This is a genomic window from Nostoc sp. (genome assembly GCF_036917195.1).
GTDB lineage: Bacteria > Cyanobacteriota > Cyanobacteriia > Cyanobacteriales > Nostocaceae > Nostoc.
In genome coordinates this window covers 142,936-160,177 of sequence record NZ_JBALDG010000020.1, presented here as the reverse complement: position 1 = coordinate 160,177, position 17,242 = coordinate 142,936, and the positions used below count along the sequence as shown (strand labels likewise).

The following is a 17,242-nucleotide window of genomic DNA, read 5'->3' as shown; positions in this document are numbered from 1 at the left end:
ATTTTGTATGGCTTTCACCTTAAGAGACTATTTATAAAGTAAATTAAAAGTTAGGGTGTGTTACGGCTTTAGCCTAACGCATCATGTTATAAGCCGTGCATCATACCATTTTTTTGTAAGGCTGCGCCAAATTTTCTTAGCTTCTTATTTCTTTCTTTCTTTGCGTTCTTTGCGGTTCTTTCCTCATATATGGCGAATCTTCATACAGAATTGGTATTAAGCGTAAGAGTCATATTTTTCGTGACAAATCACCTCGAAAAATCGCCTAAAACATTACAGTAATTTTATTTTCACTTTATAGATAACCTCTAAGTTGATACGTATGATCATTGCTGTGTCCCAACAATGTATGTGGTTAAAATAAATTAAAACTGCTGTAATTACGAATTAGGAATTACAAATTAGGAATTATTTGTTGATAATTTGTCCAAGCTTCCCAAAAAATATAAATTGATAGTATTCCTAAGAAAATCCGAAGCACTAAACTTACAGTTGAATCTGGTAGTTTTGGCAATGTGCGAGTACTCATTTGAACGCCTAAAAGACCACCGCATCCCAAAACTATACCTTGAATAAACAAAATATTTCCCTCTAATGCGTGTCCTGTGCAGGCAGCTAAAGCAGTGATGACAATCACACCCAAACTAGTTTGAATTGCTACTTTAATTTCTTCTTTTAGTAGTAACATTTGTAGTGGCACCATAATTGTACCGCCACCTAAGCCAAATAAACCTGCTAAAATTCCTGCTGCTCCCCCAGTGCCAATTTTAGAAACTAATGGGTTAAATACTGGTGGTGTATTCTCTATCTCCTTGAAAGCCAGTTGTTTACGAAGCTCAATTAAATAGATATTAGCAAGTAGTATAATGCCAAATGTAAAGAGTATTATATAGGATGGGATTTTATTGGCGAAATATACACCTATTCCAGTAGTTAGAAAAGCTGGAATTCCTAAGTAAATTACTCGTTTAAAGTCAAAGTAGCCCATCCACCAATTCTGTAAACTTCCAGAAATTGAAGTAATCACAATAGCAAGGCTACTAGTAGCGATCGCCTGAACGGGAGTATAACCTAGTGTGACTAAAAGAGGAATTGTGACAATACCGCCACCTATTCCTAAAAGCCCAGCTATGACTCCAGATATTAGACCCCCAGTCACCAAAATCAACCAACTATAATCAATCATAAATAGGTCTTTTTTTAGAGAACTGATTTGGTGTGATTAACCTCGTACTGTTACCGGATGGCTAACAACGCCTCCATAGAGCAATCCAGAATCATTCCACGGAACTGTACTTGGTTGTATGTTACCTAAATTGTCAGTAGCACGAGCTTGGAGAAAATATTCCCCAGGAGTTGGGTTCCATTCAATGTCCCACCGTACCCATGCAAATGGAAAATTTGGTTCTCGCAGTCGTGCGAATTGCCAAGTTCTACCGCCATCTAGGCTGACTTCCACACGGACAATTTTTCCTTTACCAGACCAAGAACGTCCACGCAGTAAATGGGTTCGAGCCGAAAGAGTTGCGGGCCAAGCCAACTCAAAAGCGCTCTTAACATTTTGATAGGTAATCAGCTTACCTTTATACGGAGCGATCGCTGGGTAGTCTGCACCAACCAGCACCATTTGTTCCGTCACCCACTGGGTATATATCGGTGTTTGGGAAACCTCAATCCGCTCAATCCATTTAACGTTGGCGTTTCCTCCCCAACCAGGGAATAAGGCACGGCATGGCTGACCATGATCTGGAGGTAATGGTTCTCCGTTCATTGCATAGACAAGGAGCGAGTTATCTGCTAGTGCTTTGGCAATTGGAACTACATTGTTGAACTTGGATTTATTCGTCCCCTTTGAGTCCAGCGAATCCACATCTGCGCCCTCAACGAGTACGTCTTTTGCTGTGGATTTCAAGCCAGCTCGCTCTAATAATATGCCAAGTGGTACACCAGTCCACTCAGCCACACCAATAGCTCCAAGCCTCCACCGGGTTCCAGGGAGTGGTGTGTTGTAAGCCTCTTCAAAGAAGCGCCGACCATTAGCAGCACACTCAATGGCGCAAGTGACTGAGATGGAAGGCATAGCAATGATTTCATCGTATGTGAACTTGCAGGGAGCAGAAACGCCAGTTCCATGAATTTGCAAACGCCATGTAGAAGGGTCAAACGGGGGAGGTGTACTGCGGTTATGAACATAGAACCAATCGTTTGGTACTAAATAACCACGCCCATACATCGCTTCCCAGTTCATCTCTAACGTGCCTTTACTATGAGAGATATACCCAGGTGGCAATGGCTTAAGTATTTTACTGCCTTTAATTTTAACAGCTGCCTGACTGTGAGCAGGTGCAGGTTTAGCTAGCCCCCCGATGGCTGTTGCACCAACCATAGTGCCTAGTATTTGCAGAAAGCGCTGGCGCGAAATACCTGCATCTGTACTTTTTTGCCAGATGCACTGCTCAACCCGTGCCTGTAGATACTCCTCCTGGTCAAAGAGGTTTTCATCGCTCAAGCTATTACCCCCTTGTAATTATGTAATTCGTAATCAAGACACAGAGAATAAGGCTTGATGAATGAGCAGAGGGAGCAGGGGGAAATAACCAATGCCCAATGCTCCATGCCCTGAAAAGACTAGCTGTCTATCGCTGTCCAAACACCAGTGATTTCATCTTGTGTGTAGTTGGGCAAATAGTGAGCAAATCCGTTTTTAGCTATTTGAGCGATCGCATCAATAAAGCGATCACAATCTTCTAATGTATTATATACAGCAAAGCTGGCTCGGATAATACTAGGAATGTTACGCGTAATTCCCCTGTCTACTTCCTGAGCAATCTTGCAGTCTTGCTCGTCTGAAATATTCTTGAGTTTGCGAATGTATTCGTATGTGCAGAAAGCCCCAGCCCGAACCCCAATTCCGTATTCTTGTGCCAGAATCTCTGCTACTAAGCGTCCATCAAACCCATCAATATCAAAGGGAATAACATGGGCTAAATTGTCTCCTGGGATATGTACTTTGACGCCAGGAATCAGCCCAAGCCGTGTAAATGTGAATTCAACTAAAGAGTGTTCATACTGAGCAATGCGATCCCGCCCAAGTGCTTCAATAATTTGAATGGCCTTGCCAATGGCAATAGCACCCATTGCATTTGGTGTTCCAGGGTCATGGGCCCGTTCTGTATAAAAACGCTTGATTTCTAGGTTTCTGGTGATATAAGGCAGGTTTCCACCCCCGATTTGATAAGGGTAGGAACTATCAAAAAATTCCTTTGGCCCCAGCAAAACCCCGGTTCCATAGGGTGCATACATCTTGTGTCCAGAAAAAGCCACAAAATCTAAATGACATGGGTCATCATCTGCACGCATATCTACTCGTTCATGCTGGATTAGTTGACACACGTCAGCGAATATCTTAGCACCATACCGATGTGCTAAAGCTGCAATTTCGTAAATCGGGGGTCTGTAACCTGTAATTGTCGAAGCACCTGTAATAGTCACTAACTTAATTTGCTCGGCTTCGGGGAGATTTTGGTGTGCCTTGAAGATATCTTCAATTTCTGCGACACTTACACTTCCATCCGGCTGGGTTCTGTACTGCACAACTTCGTCTCTAGTAACCCAAGGCAGCAGGTTGGATGAATGCTCAATATCAGAAACTAAGATTTTCCCAGGTTTTTTTGCCCAAAGTGTAGCGGCTCCATTAATTGCTTCTGTTGTATTCTTCGCAAAGATTACATAGTTGTCTGAAGATGACCCCACAAAGTCTCGAATAATATTCCGACTGGCGTCATATTCTCGTGTAGTGATGATGGACTTTTGCCCGGAACCTCGATGCACGCTGCCATAAGTGTCAAGCATTTCGTCCACATGCTGCTTCAGGGTTGCAAAAGGAGTGGTTGTAGCTCCATTATCCAAGTTGACGTACTTGACATACTTTCTGTTAAGAGTTTTCACCCTGAAAGACAGAGACTCATCTGTGAATAACGGTCTGATTTCTTTGTCCCAAAAACTGTCAAAATTTTCTGCAACCAGCGGTAATTGGGCACCTTCTTGCTTTATATTTGCGCCCATTGCAAGTACGTCAGTCATCTTTAGCACCTCTATTTTAAATTTTGATTTTTTGGACAAGCCTAACTGCCACAAAGCTTTATTCAACGCAATAATTATCTCAATCGGCAGTAATTATGGTTTTTATTGCTAGTAAAAAACTTTGTTATTCCAATTATTCTTTAATAAATTAATTAAAAAGCATATGCGTATTAATACTGAATTAAATTTTATATGGAAAGTTTTAATATACATCGTAAATAATATTAATAAGTAGTCAAGTATACTTTAAACAATTTTTTTGTAGTAATTAAACAAACTTGACACATTGAAGGCAAGTTGAGAGAAAAAGCCTCTCACTAACTAAGCCTGGAATTGCTTACTCTGACTGTATTTACCTAGAAAAAGGCACGTACTAAGTTGAGATTGCTCTTTAAAAAACTTTTATTAATCCACTTATAGAAGTTATTACTTCTTAAACTGCTTTTTATACGTATTTATTCGTATTTGTCAGAATTTACTAACATTGCACTTCTGGCAGAAGCTCTCAGTTGTTTGCTGACATTAAATAGCGATCGCCCAAAATTACAGAATTTCATTGAATAGTGAATGCTTATACTGACATCTATCCTGAGTAATAAATAAGTCAGTATGAAAATGTATTGAAGGAGACATTTCTATTTATGTCTTAAGACAGATGCAATTATAGAGAATAAAGTATTAATAAATGTATTTTTTATCTAGAAAACTTCGTCAGCCAATACAGTTTAGTTTTTAAGTATCGGGTTTCTCCTCTTTGTTGCGTATCCCCAAAGGCGGCCCAAGTTCCTCTTCTGCCTGTTCTTGACGGGGAAGAGCATCATAGTGTTATAACGGCATCAGTCTAGATACAAAATGGGGAACACCAATTGATGATTAATTGCTGGTGGCTGGAGAGAGTTAAACTTAGCTTCTAGAGCAACCCTGATTAGACACAGTTGATAAGCAATGCTAATGCCAGCACTGCTGAATATTTTTAAGCAGGTGGGTCAAGAGTGATGAATGAAGCTGACACCTCAAACAAGGCGGCTGTGATGGAATCTTTAAATTCTGCTGATTCGCCACAATCGGAGCAGGCGAGTTGTCCCTTTTATTCAGTTGTGCCTAATGACAATATGGCAGTTAAAAAACTGCCACTCCTCATGGCAGCTGAAGATACACAATTTTCAAAAGATACTACCCAGCAGGACTGGGTTGCAGAGCCGGAAAGCGGCAAGCAAGTACTTATTGACTCCGAGTTTCAGAACCTGCTGGCATTGAACGAAGAATTGCGTGCGGCTAACAATAACTTGTATGAACAAGTGGAGCAGCTAAAGGACAACCTAGCTGAGTCAGAAAAGGTTTTGCAGTGGCAGAAAACGCGTTCTAGCGTTACTGAGTCGATGCTCAACCAACATACTCAAGAATTGGCCGCGGCTCAAGAACAGATAAAGTCCCTATTTCAACAATTAGAAACTGCTGTACAAACTGTTCAACGCCAGGAAATTTTTATTGATACTCATAAAGCACAGCTACAAATTAGTCAACAACGTCTTGCCCAGTTAGAGCGAGAATGTACGTTATTACACACTAATAACAGCGAACAGTCTCAGCAGTTATTGCAATCAGAAAATGCTTGTCGGGAGTTACGTACTAGATTGATGCGTCAACAACGCCAGACCCTGCAATTTAAAGCAGCTCTAGAAAAATGTTTAGATACATCAGTTCCTAGTTATGACTCCTTAGACGATACAGCAAAACATCCCAAAGACATAACTAGCGGACAAGGAAGATTTTCTCGAAAAGCTCGGTCTTTGTTTCCTAACGCCCAGCCAATTCAACCTTGGTCAGCAGAACCAGAATCCTTGACTGAGAATCTAGATAATTCTTGGGGCGAACCGTCAGCACCAATCCCATTCCAAATAAATGAACCGACTCCGACGCCATCTTTTTGGAACTGGTCAGTTAAGCAAAATACCCCAACACCAGCACAAACCAGTCCCTCTCCAAAAATTGATGATTCCCCAGATACACCGGAAGCTGTTTCAACTTCGGGTTCATCAAATTTAGATCAGCAATTAGATAGTCTCATTCAAATGTTTTTCACCTCCCAGCCTGCATCTGCATCACCACCACCTGTTGCGAAAACGCATGTGGATAGTAATCAGGGTGATGCGCCGATCTGGGAGACTTTAGCAACAATCTTAGAAGACGATGAAGAACTAGAAAATCCACGAAAGGAGCAGTTGGAAGCAGAAATTAATCCTCCTGCAACTACCTCCACTTCTGGGACGATAGATTCTGTGGTTTCACCAGCCAAAAACTTACTGGTTTCCTCTGCTCAACCTCATACTGAGACGCCTGGTGGAGAAACTGAAGACTACTGGTCAGAAGTTTCACAATTGACGCAGTTGGAATTATCGGCAACTGATTTGTCCCCAGATTTATCAGGTGATAACACCAATGATGCCAATTCACCCTCACCGGTAGTTTATCCCCAGCGTCCACCCAAGGGGCGTAAGTCATTGGCATCTGTGGAACTACCAAATTTTCGCCCCAAGAGTCAATAGTCAGGAGTATAGACGCGATTAATCGCGTCTATACAGGAGTTAGGAGTTAAGTGATTAATGCCCAATGCCTAATAACTAACTCAGAATCCTTGCTTCTGACTTCGGAATTATGGCTTCTGGGCTAATTTTGGCTACCTGACTGGGCGATCGCGGTTTGCCTGTGGCGATCGCATAATTAATCGCCAACAGCCACAGCCACAATCCCGGATTCCGAGGTTCCAGCCAAAAACCTACCCGATTCAAGAAGCGCCCGAACCACGGACTCAGCAAAGCACTAACCAGAGCATGACGACCGAAGTTAAAATAACTACCAAGCCATCTGAGCAAATCCTTTGGGCCAGCAAGTTCCCAGATCCATAAAAGCAAGGCAGGATTTGTCCTCGCTGCTTTGAGTGCTAGGCGGTTAAAGGTTAACCAATCACACCTATCTTTAATGAAATTATCTGCCACCTCTAAAGGTTCGTCTGCTAACAGCCCAAAAAAGGTATTGAGCATGGAGTTGATCCGTTGGGGTGGTAAAAATTTCCCTGTGGGCACCATCATGCCTTTGGAAAATAGCCAAGTCACTGAAACGTTGCTTTGATAAGCGCGAATTCGGTTCAAGTGTTGGAAACTTAACAAGTCATGTTTGAGAGCAGTATCCAACAGCGTTGTTAAGCGCTCTAAGTTGCGAACTAGCGAACCAAAACCGGTGAAGACAAGGGGAGACTGGAGTGATGCCGCATCACCGATCGCAATCAATCGATCAAAGGCAACTGTGCGATCGCTACTCCCTACACTAAAATGTCCCGGTATATACCCAAATGTCGGCTTCTTCCACACCAACTTATCCATATCGCACCTGCGATACTCTGGCAAAATCGTGAAAAAGTCCTCGTACATCTCCAGCAAAGAACCGGGATTTTCAGCATTGACTTCGTGGTAATGAAATAAATAAATCGTCAGTTCATCCCCTGCTCCAGGAAACAATTCCCAAATCAACTGCCTTCCCCGCGAAATATCCCCATGACTATAAAGAACGTCCCCATATTGGGAATCCCACACTCCTGGCTCAAATCCGCTTTCAATTGCCGCTCCCACTGTCGGACATACACTATCAAAAGCCCGACCACCATTTAATTGCCAAGCGATGGGGGAGGCAGTTCCCATTGCATCTATTAACAGTCGTCCACTTACTTGCTTTTCAACCTGACTGGGTAAGTGCTTGACTTTCAAAAGTACTTGTGATATATCAATATCTGCACGGATAAACTCTGTTTCATCCCAGATATCACCGCCTGCCGCTTGCAGTTTTTGCCCACACATTTGGAGCCATTTTTCGGAATCTAAGCCTAAATTTAGGACTGTGGGGGTGTGCAGAACAGGCGATCGCAGTTTGGATGGATTATTAGCATCAAAAAACTTATTGAATCCATCTTTGTATTCCCTGGCAATGATGGTTTCTAACTCAGTGGGGGTGACTAAACCCAGGTTAACTAAGCTTTGAATCTCATCGCGAGAAATATTCCATTCTCGGTTCATCCGCCCAAAGGGCATTCGTTCCACCAACAGGACTTTATATCCCAGTTTTGCCATCAGTGCTGCATGGATAGCGCCTAGTGCGCCACCGATGTAGATGATGTCGTACTGGGCATTGGGCATTGGGGCATTGGTTATTTCCCCGCTGCTCCCCTGCTCCCCTGCTCCCCTGCTTCCCTGCGAAAACACCACTTGACGCGGCTGCTGCGGATTCCGTACTCCTTCGCGCCATCGTTGTTCCCACCAATAGGCACGAGTTAAGTCATATTCACCGTTGGGCATTTTCTGAAAATATTTGACGGTGAGGGGGTAAACAGAGTCTAGCGCTGCAAAAATCGATTGCTGTGATAAATCAATCGCTGGCGGTTTTGGGTAATGATGCCCAAAACGGCTTCTGATTTCCTTGGTCAGGCGTTGCAGGATTTGTCCCTCTTTGGGAAAAGGCTGTTCTGTCCAACGAAACACTTTTATATAAGTAGTTCGTTGCACCGACCAGACAAATACAGAAAGTTCCGCAGGCAAGTTTTCCGAAACAGCCACCCCAGTAATTGTAGTTGCAGTAGGGATTTTGAGGCGAAAGCCTTCTGAGGTAAGCACTTTTTCTCCATTTCCGGGTTCAAAATCTGTTTGTAACCAGCTACGCACAGTTGCTATATCCGGAGTTGGAACTTCTAAATAAAGGATTTCTCTCATCGTTTCCTGACATCTCCGATCAATCTACTTACTAAGACAGATTTTATGAGGGCACAAAGTAAGGTAAACTCCGCCCTATTAGTTTCGTAAAGATTCAGTGAAGAAATTTTAAGAATTTGGCAAATTTATTGTTCATTTTGTATTTCTGTAAACCCACGCCATGAATTATCCCATTCCAGATAGTCCCCAGGAAATTTTTGCCTTGCGACAACAGCCGATTGATGAAGAACTAGTTGCCGCTGCGATCGCTGGAGTAATTAAAATTGTCCGTGCTCAGGGTCAATCTTTAGAAGAATTAACCGCTCAGTTACTAGCAGATGATCCATTGCTGGATCAGCAACAACGTCGCTGGTTGAGCCAATTAGTTGCCCAATCCTGGGAAAAGTTCTCCTAAAACCTTGCATAGGATGAAGTTTTTGTCGCAGTATCGGCCTTCTAGGTCTGCACCTAAATATTGGTGATCGCATTTTAGGTGTAGAAGTAACAGTAATCGTCAGTATGGGATTGGCAATTGGGTTGCTATTTTTGCATTCATGGCACAGAAGCCACTAAATTAACCATATCAGCGTTTTACGTTGCTAATGAATTTTACAACGTTCTGAAACGGAAAGACCTCTGGTGCAAACCAGGGGTCTTTTTTTTGGATCAATCCTCATGCTCTTTGATCGGCGCTTCGACGCCTTAATGGAATAAATGTTTTTGGTACACAACTCAGTTGAGCGATGCCTGCGGTGGGCTACGCTTACGCACTTTGGCTGTAAAAGTGAGAATGATTATTTGTATGGAATTGGCAATTGGCCTGCTATTTTTGCATTTACGGTATAAAAGCTACTAATTTAGCGCTCTTCCATCACTCTGGTCAAAGAAAAATCTCAGCCAACTTTTAAACAAGAGACACAAACTGGGTTTTGAGCTTTATTTTCTAACATTATGGCTAGAATTATCTATTTTAGCTGAAAGTCTTGTGCAGCAAGGATTATTGTTTTTTTCTCTGGAGAGAGTGATGAAAGAGCGTTAGGGACTTCTAAAAATTAAATTACTCAATTCCATGTAATCCAATACAACTATCCGATTTCTTCTCCCCCTGCTTCCCCTGATCCCCCTGCTTACCAAAACGATTGATTATTTTTTATTTGGAAGTCCCTTAACCATTGCTTACCCAAGGGCCAGATGCTCCTTATATCTTGCACTATTCTCAATAACCGTAAGGTGGGCATTGCTGACAACCTAAAAATTAGGGTTTGAGCCAACGTTAGGCACTATCCACCGTACAAAAATAAGTAGGTGGGCGGAAAAATTTACAACTATGTAACGAAAACTTAAGCAGAGGAATTAGAATTAAATTTTACACGTTCTGTACTGTAGTTCCCTTTTTCTCCTCTAGCTTGAATACCGTCAATTACGGCATAAGTAAGGTCTAATTCGTCGTCAAATATTCGCCCAGATAGCTCTGATTTTTTCAGGTGTTGCCATTCCAATTCAATTGGATTCATTTCGGAGCAATATTTGGGTAAAAAGAAGATGTATAAACCCATCTGTTCCCACTTTGACCATAACTCTTGTACTTCTTTGCATCTATGTATTGGCCCGTTATCCTGCACAATTACTCTTATGCGTCCCAATTGCGATGCCTCTTGGGCTTCTTTTTCCATTATTTCGATATAAGACTTGCGGTTAACACCTCCAATCACTAAAGCATAAACAAAGCTTATTATTGATTGGAGAAATCCGATAATGCTTAATCGACGACCTCGACGCTTTGTTTGTTCTAAACGTTTTTGCTCACCCCTGAAATAATAGGTGTAACTCGGTTCGCTCCACATGCAAAACCCTAATTCGTCTAGATATTTAAGGTCTATTTCTCCTGCTGCTGCAGATAACTCCAAGATGTCTAGGTCTGCTAGTTTTCTCGCTTTTACAATCGGATCTTGTTTTCTTTTATGACTTTTCCTTGCCCGTTTCCAATTGACCCCCTTTTTTTGAGTACCCGTCTTAATCTGTCAGGACTCAGTTGCACCTTACGTTGCGTGTTTAACTTCTCTGATAATTGGGAACTATTAAATGTGCGTGGCTCAACTCTTAGACATTCTTCTAAAAATACGATATCCTCTTGTTTCCACTTGGATTTTAACCCTCGACCCGGTAATTCCCAAAGACTCTCTAAACCTTGTTTTCTCCATTTGTGCAAAACGTCTCTAACTGTTTGCTTATCCCAATCAAAGTGAACTGCTATTTTTTCTACATACCAGCCATGTGCGTTTAGCCTGATTACTTCTGCTCTATCTTTAACCTTCTGTGGCACCTCAAGGGTTCTTAGATTTAACAGAGTTTGGTCTTGCTCACGAGTTAGAAATACCCAAAAACTACGCGCCCATATATAAGTCACCTCATGTAGATGCATTCTCCATATTTACTTATCTTTACATAGTCTGGTTTTTTTATGCCCACCTACTTAGCAATAAAGCAAGTGGTGCAAGATATGAGGCTTTGCGTCTGTGCGTCATATTTAAAAGTATCATTCATTCTTACTTGCCCTTATATCCCCCTATCCACTGCCTTGTTGCATAGTGTGGTATTAGTATGGTAATGTATCCATTTCTAATATCAGGCTAAAAAGATACTACTATGTTTGGTAATTGGTCTTGGCGTAAAGTCTTAAAAACTTTTGGTGGCTTGGCTGTTGGCATTGCAAGTATTAGTATGAACAATTTAACTAGTCGCCATGTAGTTTTAGCAACACCAAATTATTCTCAACTCCAGAATACTAATCAATTAACTATTAGCGAAAGCAAAACTAGATCCTCAAATATTTTAGTTGTTCAAAATCAAGTTCTTCCAAATACTACTACTCGAATAATTGATGGTATAATAGTTACGGCATATGCATTTTACCGTTATTATAATCCATCAAGTCCTGACCACTTATATACAACTAATTTTGGTGAATTAGGAAATGGTAGCGGCGAATACATCCCTGAAGGAATTGCTGCCTATATTCCCACACAACAATACTCTGGAACTGTTCCTTTATATCGATATTATAGTTCCGCAGCTTCTGACCACTTGTACACTACTGATTTGAGTGAACTGAGTAGTGGTAGCAATGGGTATGTACGTGAAGGTATTACTGGTTATGTATATTCTACATCTGTCACAGGTACTATTCCTTTATATCGATATTATAGTTCCGCAGCTTCTGACCACTTGTACACTACTAATTTTAGTGAGCTGGCTGGTGGCAAGAATGGATATGTATATGAAGGTATTGCAGGTTACGTCATTCCTACCGTAATAGATAATTCTACAACTTCCTAGCGTTATCGAGTTTTGCCAAGCTTTATCAGTAGGTCGCTCAATTCGTCATGCATTTATGAAATGCTATACTTAGGGACTAACAAGTAAAAAAAATATCTAATTATTTATTGTGGGATGGGCATCTTGGCCCACCTATCAGCTGGGCGGACTAAAGAGCAATACCCCACAAGATTGGATAATTTATCAATTTTGACAAGAGGATGGGGGGACAAGGGGAAATTGTCTCCCCATTTCCTTATCGGGTGGCAACAGGATGCGGGTTTAATACCCCCATCAATGAAGGTGGCTGATCTTCAGGTGGGGTTCGTAAATTTTGTCACACAACATAGTGCTTTTTGTCAACTAGGAGCTTTCACCGCCGCTTCCGCTTGGGAGTGCAACAACAAACCGTATTCCAAGCCCTCCACTACCGCTTGATAGGAAGCCTCCAAAATATTGGTGGAAACCCCTACCGTCGTCCAGCGTTGATGACCATTACCCGATTCTACCAACACACGAGTTTTCGCCGCAGTGCCGATATGTCCATTGAGAATCCGGACTTTGTAATCTGTCAAATCAAAGGTTGCTATTTGGGGATAAAAGTTCACCAAAGCCCTGCGTAAAGCCGCATCCAAAGCTGCCACAGGCCCGTTACCTTCGGCCGCCTCCAAAATATTTTTCCCGTCAACAGCGACTTTGACTGTAGCTAGAGCATTGCTAGTTTCTTTCCCCTCAATCAAGTCACAGTGGACTTGAAAACCTTTGATTTCAAAAAACTGTTGGCGATCTCCCAAAGCTTCGTGCATTAACAATACAAAACTCGCCTCTGCTGCTTCAAATTGAAATCCTTCGCTCTCCAAGTCTTTGAGGCGCTGGAGAATTTGCTTGGCCTCTGTCTTTAGCTGATCGAGTTCAATCCCAAAACTGCGGGCTTTGGCTAAAACATTGCTGAGTCCAGACTGTTCAGAAATCACGATGCGGCGATGATTCCCGACTTGTTCCGGCTGAATGTGTTCGTAAGTCAGGGGATTACGTTCCACAGCTGATACATGAATACCGCCCTTGTGGGCAAAAGCCGAACGTCCCACAAAGGGAGCGTGTTCATCTGGCGCGAGGTTGACCACCTCACTCACAAAACGACTAGCTTCTGTAAGTTGTGTTAGCTGGTCTTCTGTGATACAACTGTAACCCGCCTTCAGTTGTAAATTGGGAATTAATGAACAGAGGTTAGCATTACCGCAACGTTCACCGTAACCGTTAATTGTGCCCTGTACCATCTTTGCCCCTGCCATAACGGCGGCTATTGCATTAGCAACCGCCATTTCCGAATCGTTATGAGTGTGGATTCCGATTTGGGGCATTGGGCATGGAGGAGCCACTGCGCTCTTCTCCCAAGAGGAGACGCCAAGGGCGATGGGGTCTCCGCAAGTGGAGCAAGTGGCGTCATTGGGCATTGGAGATTGGGAATCTTTCCTAGTTCCCCAGCCCCCAGTCCCCAGCCCCCATTCCCTAGTCACCTTGACTACATCTTGAACGATTTGGCTAATTTCGTGGGGTAAAGTGCCGCCATTGGTATCACAGAGGACTAGCCATTCCGCACCAGATGCGATCGCAGCCTCTAATGTGTGTAAAGCATAATCTGGATTGTGTTTGTAGCCATCAAACCAATGTTCGGCATCGTAAATAATGCGACGCCCTTGAGAACGGAGGTACTCAATCGTGTCACGAATCATCGCCAAATTTTCTTCTAACGTCGTCTTCAGGCTGGCTGTGACATGTAAATCCCAAGACTTGCCAAAAATCGTTACCCAGCGAGTCCCCGCAGCCAAAATAGCCTGTAGCATCGGTTCGGTTGCGGCAGTGGTATTGGGACGTCGAGTCGAACAAAAAGCCACAATTTCAGCATATTTTAGCGGATCTTCTTGGAGTTGCCAGAAAAATTGTACATCCTTGGGATTGGCACCAGGCCAACCGCCTTCAATAAAGGGAATTCCCAGTTGATCGAGTCTCTTGGCAATGCGTAACTTATCTTCTATCGATACTGATAGCCCCTCGCGCTGAGTGCCATCCCGTAATGTAGTGTCATAGAGCCAAAGTTGAGGTGAGGAATTTGTGGTCATAAAACTGAGACCGACGAGACAACTTTCGAGACAATGTGTCAATATACAACAAAACGCCAGTTTGGCAATTTAAAAATGCCTAAAGTACTAGCTGAAGGTAAAACAATTAATTGCGAGCAGGGAAGCAATCTCCGAAAAATTTTGCTGCAAAATAGTATTCACCTCTACAATGACGGTGCTAAGGTAATAAACTGTCGAGGCATTGGCAGTTGTGGAACCTGCGCGGTTAAGGTAGAGGGCGAAGTATCAGCAGCGAATTGGCGTGATCGAGCACGGCGTTCGCTTCCTCCCCATTCTCCTACAACAGACTTGCGTTTAGCCTGTCAAACTCAGGTTTTAGGCGATGTGAAAGTGACAAAGTTTGATGGATTTTGGGGACAAGGTTCTCGAATAGTGTGGACACCAAAAGGTTAAAAAGGAGTAAAACAAGATGGGTAGATGGACACCCTTAATTCTAATGGCTGGAGGTTTGGCCATTCTGCTTGGTACATTACTAGGCATCAATTTTCCTATGGGCGTACAAACCGCTAACGCTCCCGGTGGCAAAGCAGCCAAAGTCCTCCCAGCTAATATCAATGTTAATAGCAGTGCTGGGAGCAAGAATGAAGAAACTGCCACTGAAGGAAATGAAACAACTGAAACAAACCAAAACAGGCGCAGTATTGTAGCGCCAAGACCTGGTAACAGGAGTAACGTTGCCCAGAATCCCTCCAATGACTCAACCTCACCTTCTGATACTACAACAGACGGCAATACAGATAGTTCAGAAACAAACACAAACACACCATCCAGCGATGCAAACCAAGGCAACGAACCAATTCGAGCCTTATGGTAACGATAAGATCCGTCTTTAGTTACGAGTTTTAAGTTATAAGTTATGAGTTAATTAGTTATGAGTTATTAGTTATGTACTAATGATAAATGGCTAATGATAAATGACTGATGACTAGTGAGATTGTAATTATTGGTGGCGGTGTTATTGGTTTAGCGATCGCCATTGAACTAAAACTGCGCGGGACAAACGTCACCGTGTTTTGTCGTAACTTTCAGGCTGCCGCTACCCATGCCGCTGCTGGGATGTTGGCACCAGACGCGGAAAACATCCCTAATGAGGCCATGCGTTCATTGTGTTGGCGATCGCGTGCTTTGTATCCCGACTGGACGCACAAACTAGAAGAACTAACTGGTTTAAATACTGGCTACCGGCCCTGCGGTATCCTCACACCCTTTTATGAAGAAAGCAGGGGAGCAGGGGAGCAGGGGAGCAGGAGGGCAAGTCTTTCCCCCTCATCCTCCTCATCCCCCCCATCCCCAGCTTACTGGTTAAACAAAGAGGCAATTCATCAATATCAGCCAGGATTGGGAGCAGAAGTAGTTGGTGGCTGGTGGTATCCTGAAGACGCACAAGTTGATAATAAAGCTCTAGCTCAAGTACTGTGGACTGCGGCTGAGTCTGTTGGTGTTAAACTCAAAGACGGGATTACAGTAGAAGCATTTTTACAGCAGCAAGGACAAGTGGTTGGCGTGCAAACCAATGCTGGGGTAATTCGCGCCGCGCACTATGTTTTAGCTTCAGGTGCTTGGTCAAATGAGTTGTTACCACTACCTCTGCTACCCAGAAAAGGACAAATGCTGAGTGTGCGGATACCACAATTTGCGTCGGAATTGCCCTTAAAGCGGGTTTTGTTTGGGCAGGATATTTACATCGTACCAAGAGGCGATCGGCTGATTATTGGGGCAACAAGCGAAGCCGTTGGCTTCACCCCCAACAACACCCCAGAAGGCATTCAAACATTATTACAAGCTGCCATCCGCCTATATCCCCAATTAAAGCATTATCCCATCCAAGAATTCTGGTGGGGATTTCGCCCAGCCACCCCCGATGAGTTACCCATCCTTGGCACCAGCTACTGTCAAAATTTAACCCTTGCAACTGGTCATTACCGCAACGGGATTCTACTTGCACCAGTAACAGCGACATTGATTGCCGATTTAATCTTGGAACAAAAGTCTGACCCAATACTTTCAGATTTTCACTATTCGCGCTTCCAATCCCAGCCATCTACCTCTACCCCAATGCTGACTCACTCTGCCAATTTCTCCAATGGGCATCACCTTGCCATATCTCCACAGCACCTACCCCTCCCCGTTCAAGACTCCCCACTAATTATTGCTGGCAAAACCTTCCAATCCCGCTTAATGACTGGAACTGGTAAGTATCGCAGCATTGAAGAAATGCAGCAAAGTGTCGCCGCCAGCGATTGCCAGATTGTCACCGTCGCAGTCCGACGGGTACAAACCAAGGCCCCCGGACATGAAGGTTTAGCTGAAGCCTTGGATTGGACAAAAATTTGGATGTTGCCCAATACCGCAGGTTGTCAAACTGCTGAAGAGGCGATTCGGGTGGCGCGTTTGGGGCGAGAAATGGCGAAATTGTTAGGGCAGGAAGATAATAACTTTGTAAAGTTAGAAGTAATACCTGACCTTAAGTATTTACTCCCAGATCCAATTGGGACGCTGCAAGCCGCAGAACAATTAGTTAAAGAAGGTTTTGCAGTATTGCCCTATATTAATGCTGACCCCATGTTAGCCAAGCGTTTAGAAGAAGTAGGCTGTGCTACGGTAATGCCTTTGGCATCGCCGATAGGTTCTGGACAAGGGCTAAAAACAACCGCCAATATCCAAATCATCATTGAAAATGCGGGTGTGCCAGTGGTGGTAGATGCTGGTATTGGTTCACCCTCAGAAGCCGCCCAGGCAATGGAATTGGGAGCAGATGTTTTGTTGATTAATAGTGCGATCGCTCTTTCTCCAAACCCAGCAGCAATGGCTCGTGCCATGAATTTAGCAACAGTCGCCGGTCGTCTAGCATACCTTGCTGGCAGGATGCCCATCAAAGATTATGCTAGTCCTAGTTCTCCTCTGACTGGGACAATTACTAGTTAAGACATGGGGCATGGGGAATAGACAGACAAGGCAGACAAGAGG

The 17,242-nt window shown here is 43.4% G+C and carries 12 protein-coding genes; 6 read left to right on the top strand and 6 right to left on the bottom strand.

The window, feature by feature from the left end:
- Positions 1 to 394: 394 nt before the first annotated feature.
- The 3 genes from V7K40_RS06745 to V7K40_RS06735 all read right to left on the bottom strand — a co-directional run bounded on the left by V7K40_RS06745 (position 395) and on the right by V7K40_RS06735 (position 4,083).
- A complete protein-coding gene (locus V7K40_RS06745; protein ID WP_334957905.1) occupies positions 395 to 1,186 on the bottom strand; it encodes a sulfite exporter TauE/SafE family protein in 792 nt (263 codons plus the stop codon).
- Positions 1,187 to 1,222: 36 nt separating this feature from the next.
- On the bottom strand, positions 1,223 to 2,509 hold the full coding sequence (locus V7K40_RS06740) for a sulfite oxidase (protein ID WP_334957903.1): 1,287 nt from the start codon (positions 2,507 to 2,509) through the stop codon (positions 1,223 to 1,225).
- A gap of 119 nt (positions 2,510 to 2,628) precedes the next feature.
- Positions 2,629 to 4,083 carry an aminotransferase class V-fold PLP-dependent enzyme gene (locus tag V7K40_RS06735; protein ID WP_334957901.1) on the bottom strand — a complete coding sequence of 485 codons (1,455 nt, stop codon included), beginning with the start codon at positions 4,081 to 4,083 and terminating at the stop codon, positions 2,629 to 2,631.
- A gap of 995 nt (positions 4,084 to 5,078) precedes the next feature.
- On the opposite strand from V7K40_RS06735, the gene V7K40_RS06730 reads away from it, so the two are divergent.
- On the top strand, positions 5,079 to 6,629 hold the full coding sequence (locus tag V7K40_RS06730) for a hypothetical protein (protein ID WP_334957899.1): 1,551 nt from the start codon (positions 5,079 to 5,081) through the stop codon (positions 6,627 to 6,629).
- A 75-nt stretch (positions 6,630 to 6,704) separates the two neighbouring features.
- Here the strand turns inward: V7K40_RS06730 and V7K40_RS06725 are convergent, their stop codons facing one another.
- Positions 6,705 to 8,840 carry a flavin-dependent dehydrogenase gene (locus V7K40_RS06725; protein ID WP_334957897.1) on the bottom strand — a complete coding sequence of 712 codons (2,136 nt, stop codon included), beginning with the start codon at positions 8,838 to 8,840 and terminating at the stop codon, positions 6,705 to 6,707.
- 160 nt (positions 8,841 to 9,000) lie between these two features.
- Between V7K40_RS06725 and V7K40_RS06720 the strand changes: the two genes are divergently transcribed.
- A complete protein-coding gene (locus tag V7K40_RS06720; protein WP_273762052.1) occupies positions 9,001 to 9,234 on the top strand; it encodes a hypothetical protein in 234 nt (77 codons plus the stop codon).
- A 925-nt stretch (positions 9,235 to 10,159) separates the two neighbouring features.
- On the opposite strand, the gene V7K40_RS06715 is transcribed toward V7K40_RS06720, so the two are convergent.
- Positions 10,160 to 11,217 (bottom strand): IS630 family transposase gene (locus tag V7K40_RS06715; RefSeq protein WP_334958160.1). Its coding sequence is split into 2 segments (ribosomal slippage): positions 10,160 to 10,819 and positions 10,822 to 11,217, totalling 1,056 coding nucleotides; the frame shifts between segments, so codons are not numbered across the junction.
- A 248-nt stretch (positions 11,218 to 11,465) separates the two neighbouring features.
- Here V7K40_RS06715 and V7K40_RS06710 point away from each other — a divergent pair.
- Complete coding sequence (locus tag V7K40_RS06710) at positions 11,466 to 12,155, top strand: hypothetical protein (protein WP_334957895.1); 690 nt, start codon at positions 11,466 to 11,468, stop codon at positions 12,153 to 12,155.
- 338 nt (positions 12,156 to 12,493) lie between these two features.
- On the opposite strand, the gene cimA is transcribed toward V7K40_RS06710, so the two are convergent.
- Positions 12,494 to 14,254, bottom strand: coding sequence for a citramalate synthase (gene cimA, locus V7K40_RS06705; protein ID WP_334957893.1), 1,761 nt, complete (start codon positions 14,252 to 14,254; stop codon positions 12,494 to 12,496).
- A gap of 75 nt (positions 14,255 to 14,329) precedes the next feature.
- Between cimA and V7K40_RS06700 the strand changes: the two genes are divergently transcribed.
- From V7K40_RS06700 to thiO, 3 genes are all read left to right on the top strand, one after another.
- Positions 14,330 to 14,668 carry a 2Fe-2S iron-sulfur cluster-binding protein gene (locus tag V7K40_RS06700; protein ID WP_334957891.1) on the top strand — a complete coding sequence of 113 codons (339 nt, stop codon included), beginning with the start codon at positions 14,330 to 14,332 and terminating at the stop codon, positions 14,666 to 14,668.
- Positions 14,669 to 14,684: 16 nt separating this feature from the next.
- Complete coding sequence (locus tag V7K40_RS06695; protein WP_334957889.1) at positions 14,685 to 15,089, top strand: hypothetical protein; 405 nt, start codon at positions 14,685 to 14,687, stop codon at positions 15,087 to 15,089.
- 107 nt (positions 15,090 to 15,196) lie between these two features.
- Complete coding sequence (gene thiO, locus V7K40_RS06690; protein WP_334957887.1) at positions 15,197 to 17,200, top strand: glycine oxidase ThiO; 2,004 nt, start codon at positions 15,197 to 15,199, stop codon at positions 17,198 to 17,200.
- Positions 17,201 to 17,242: the final 42 nt, after the last annotated feature.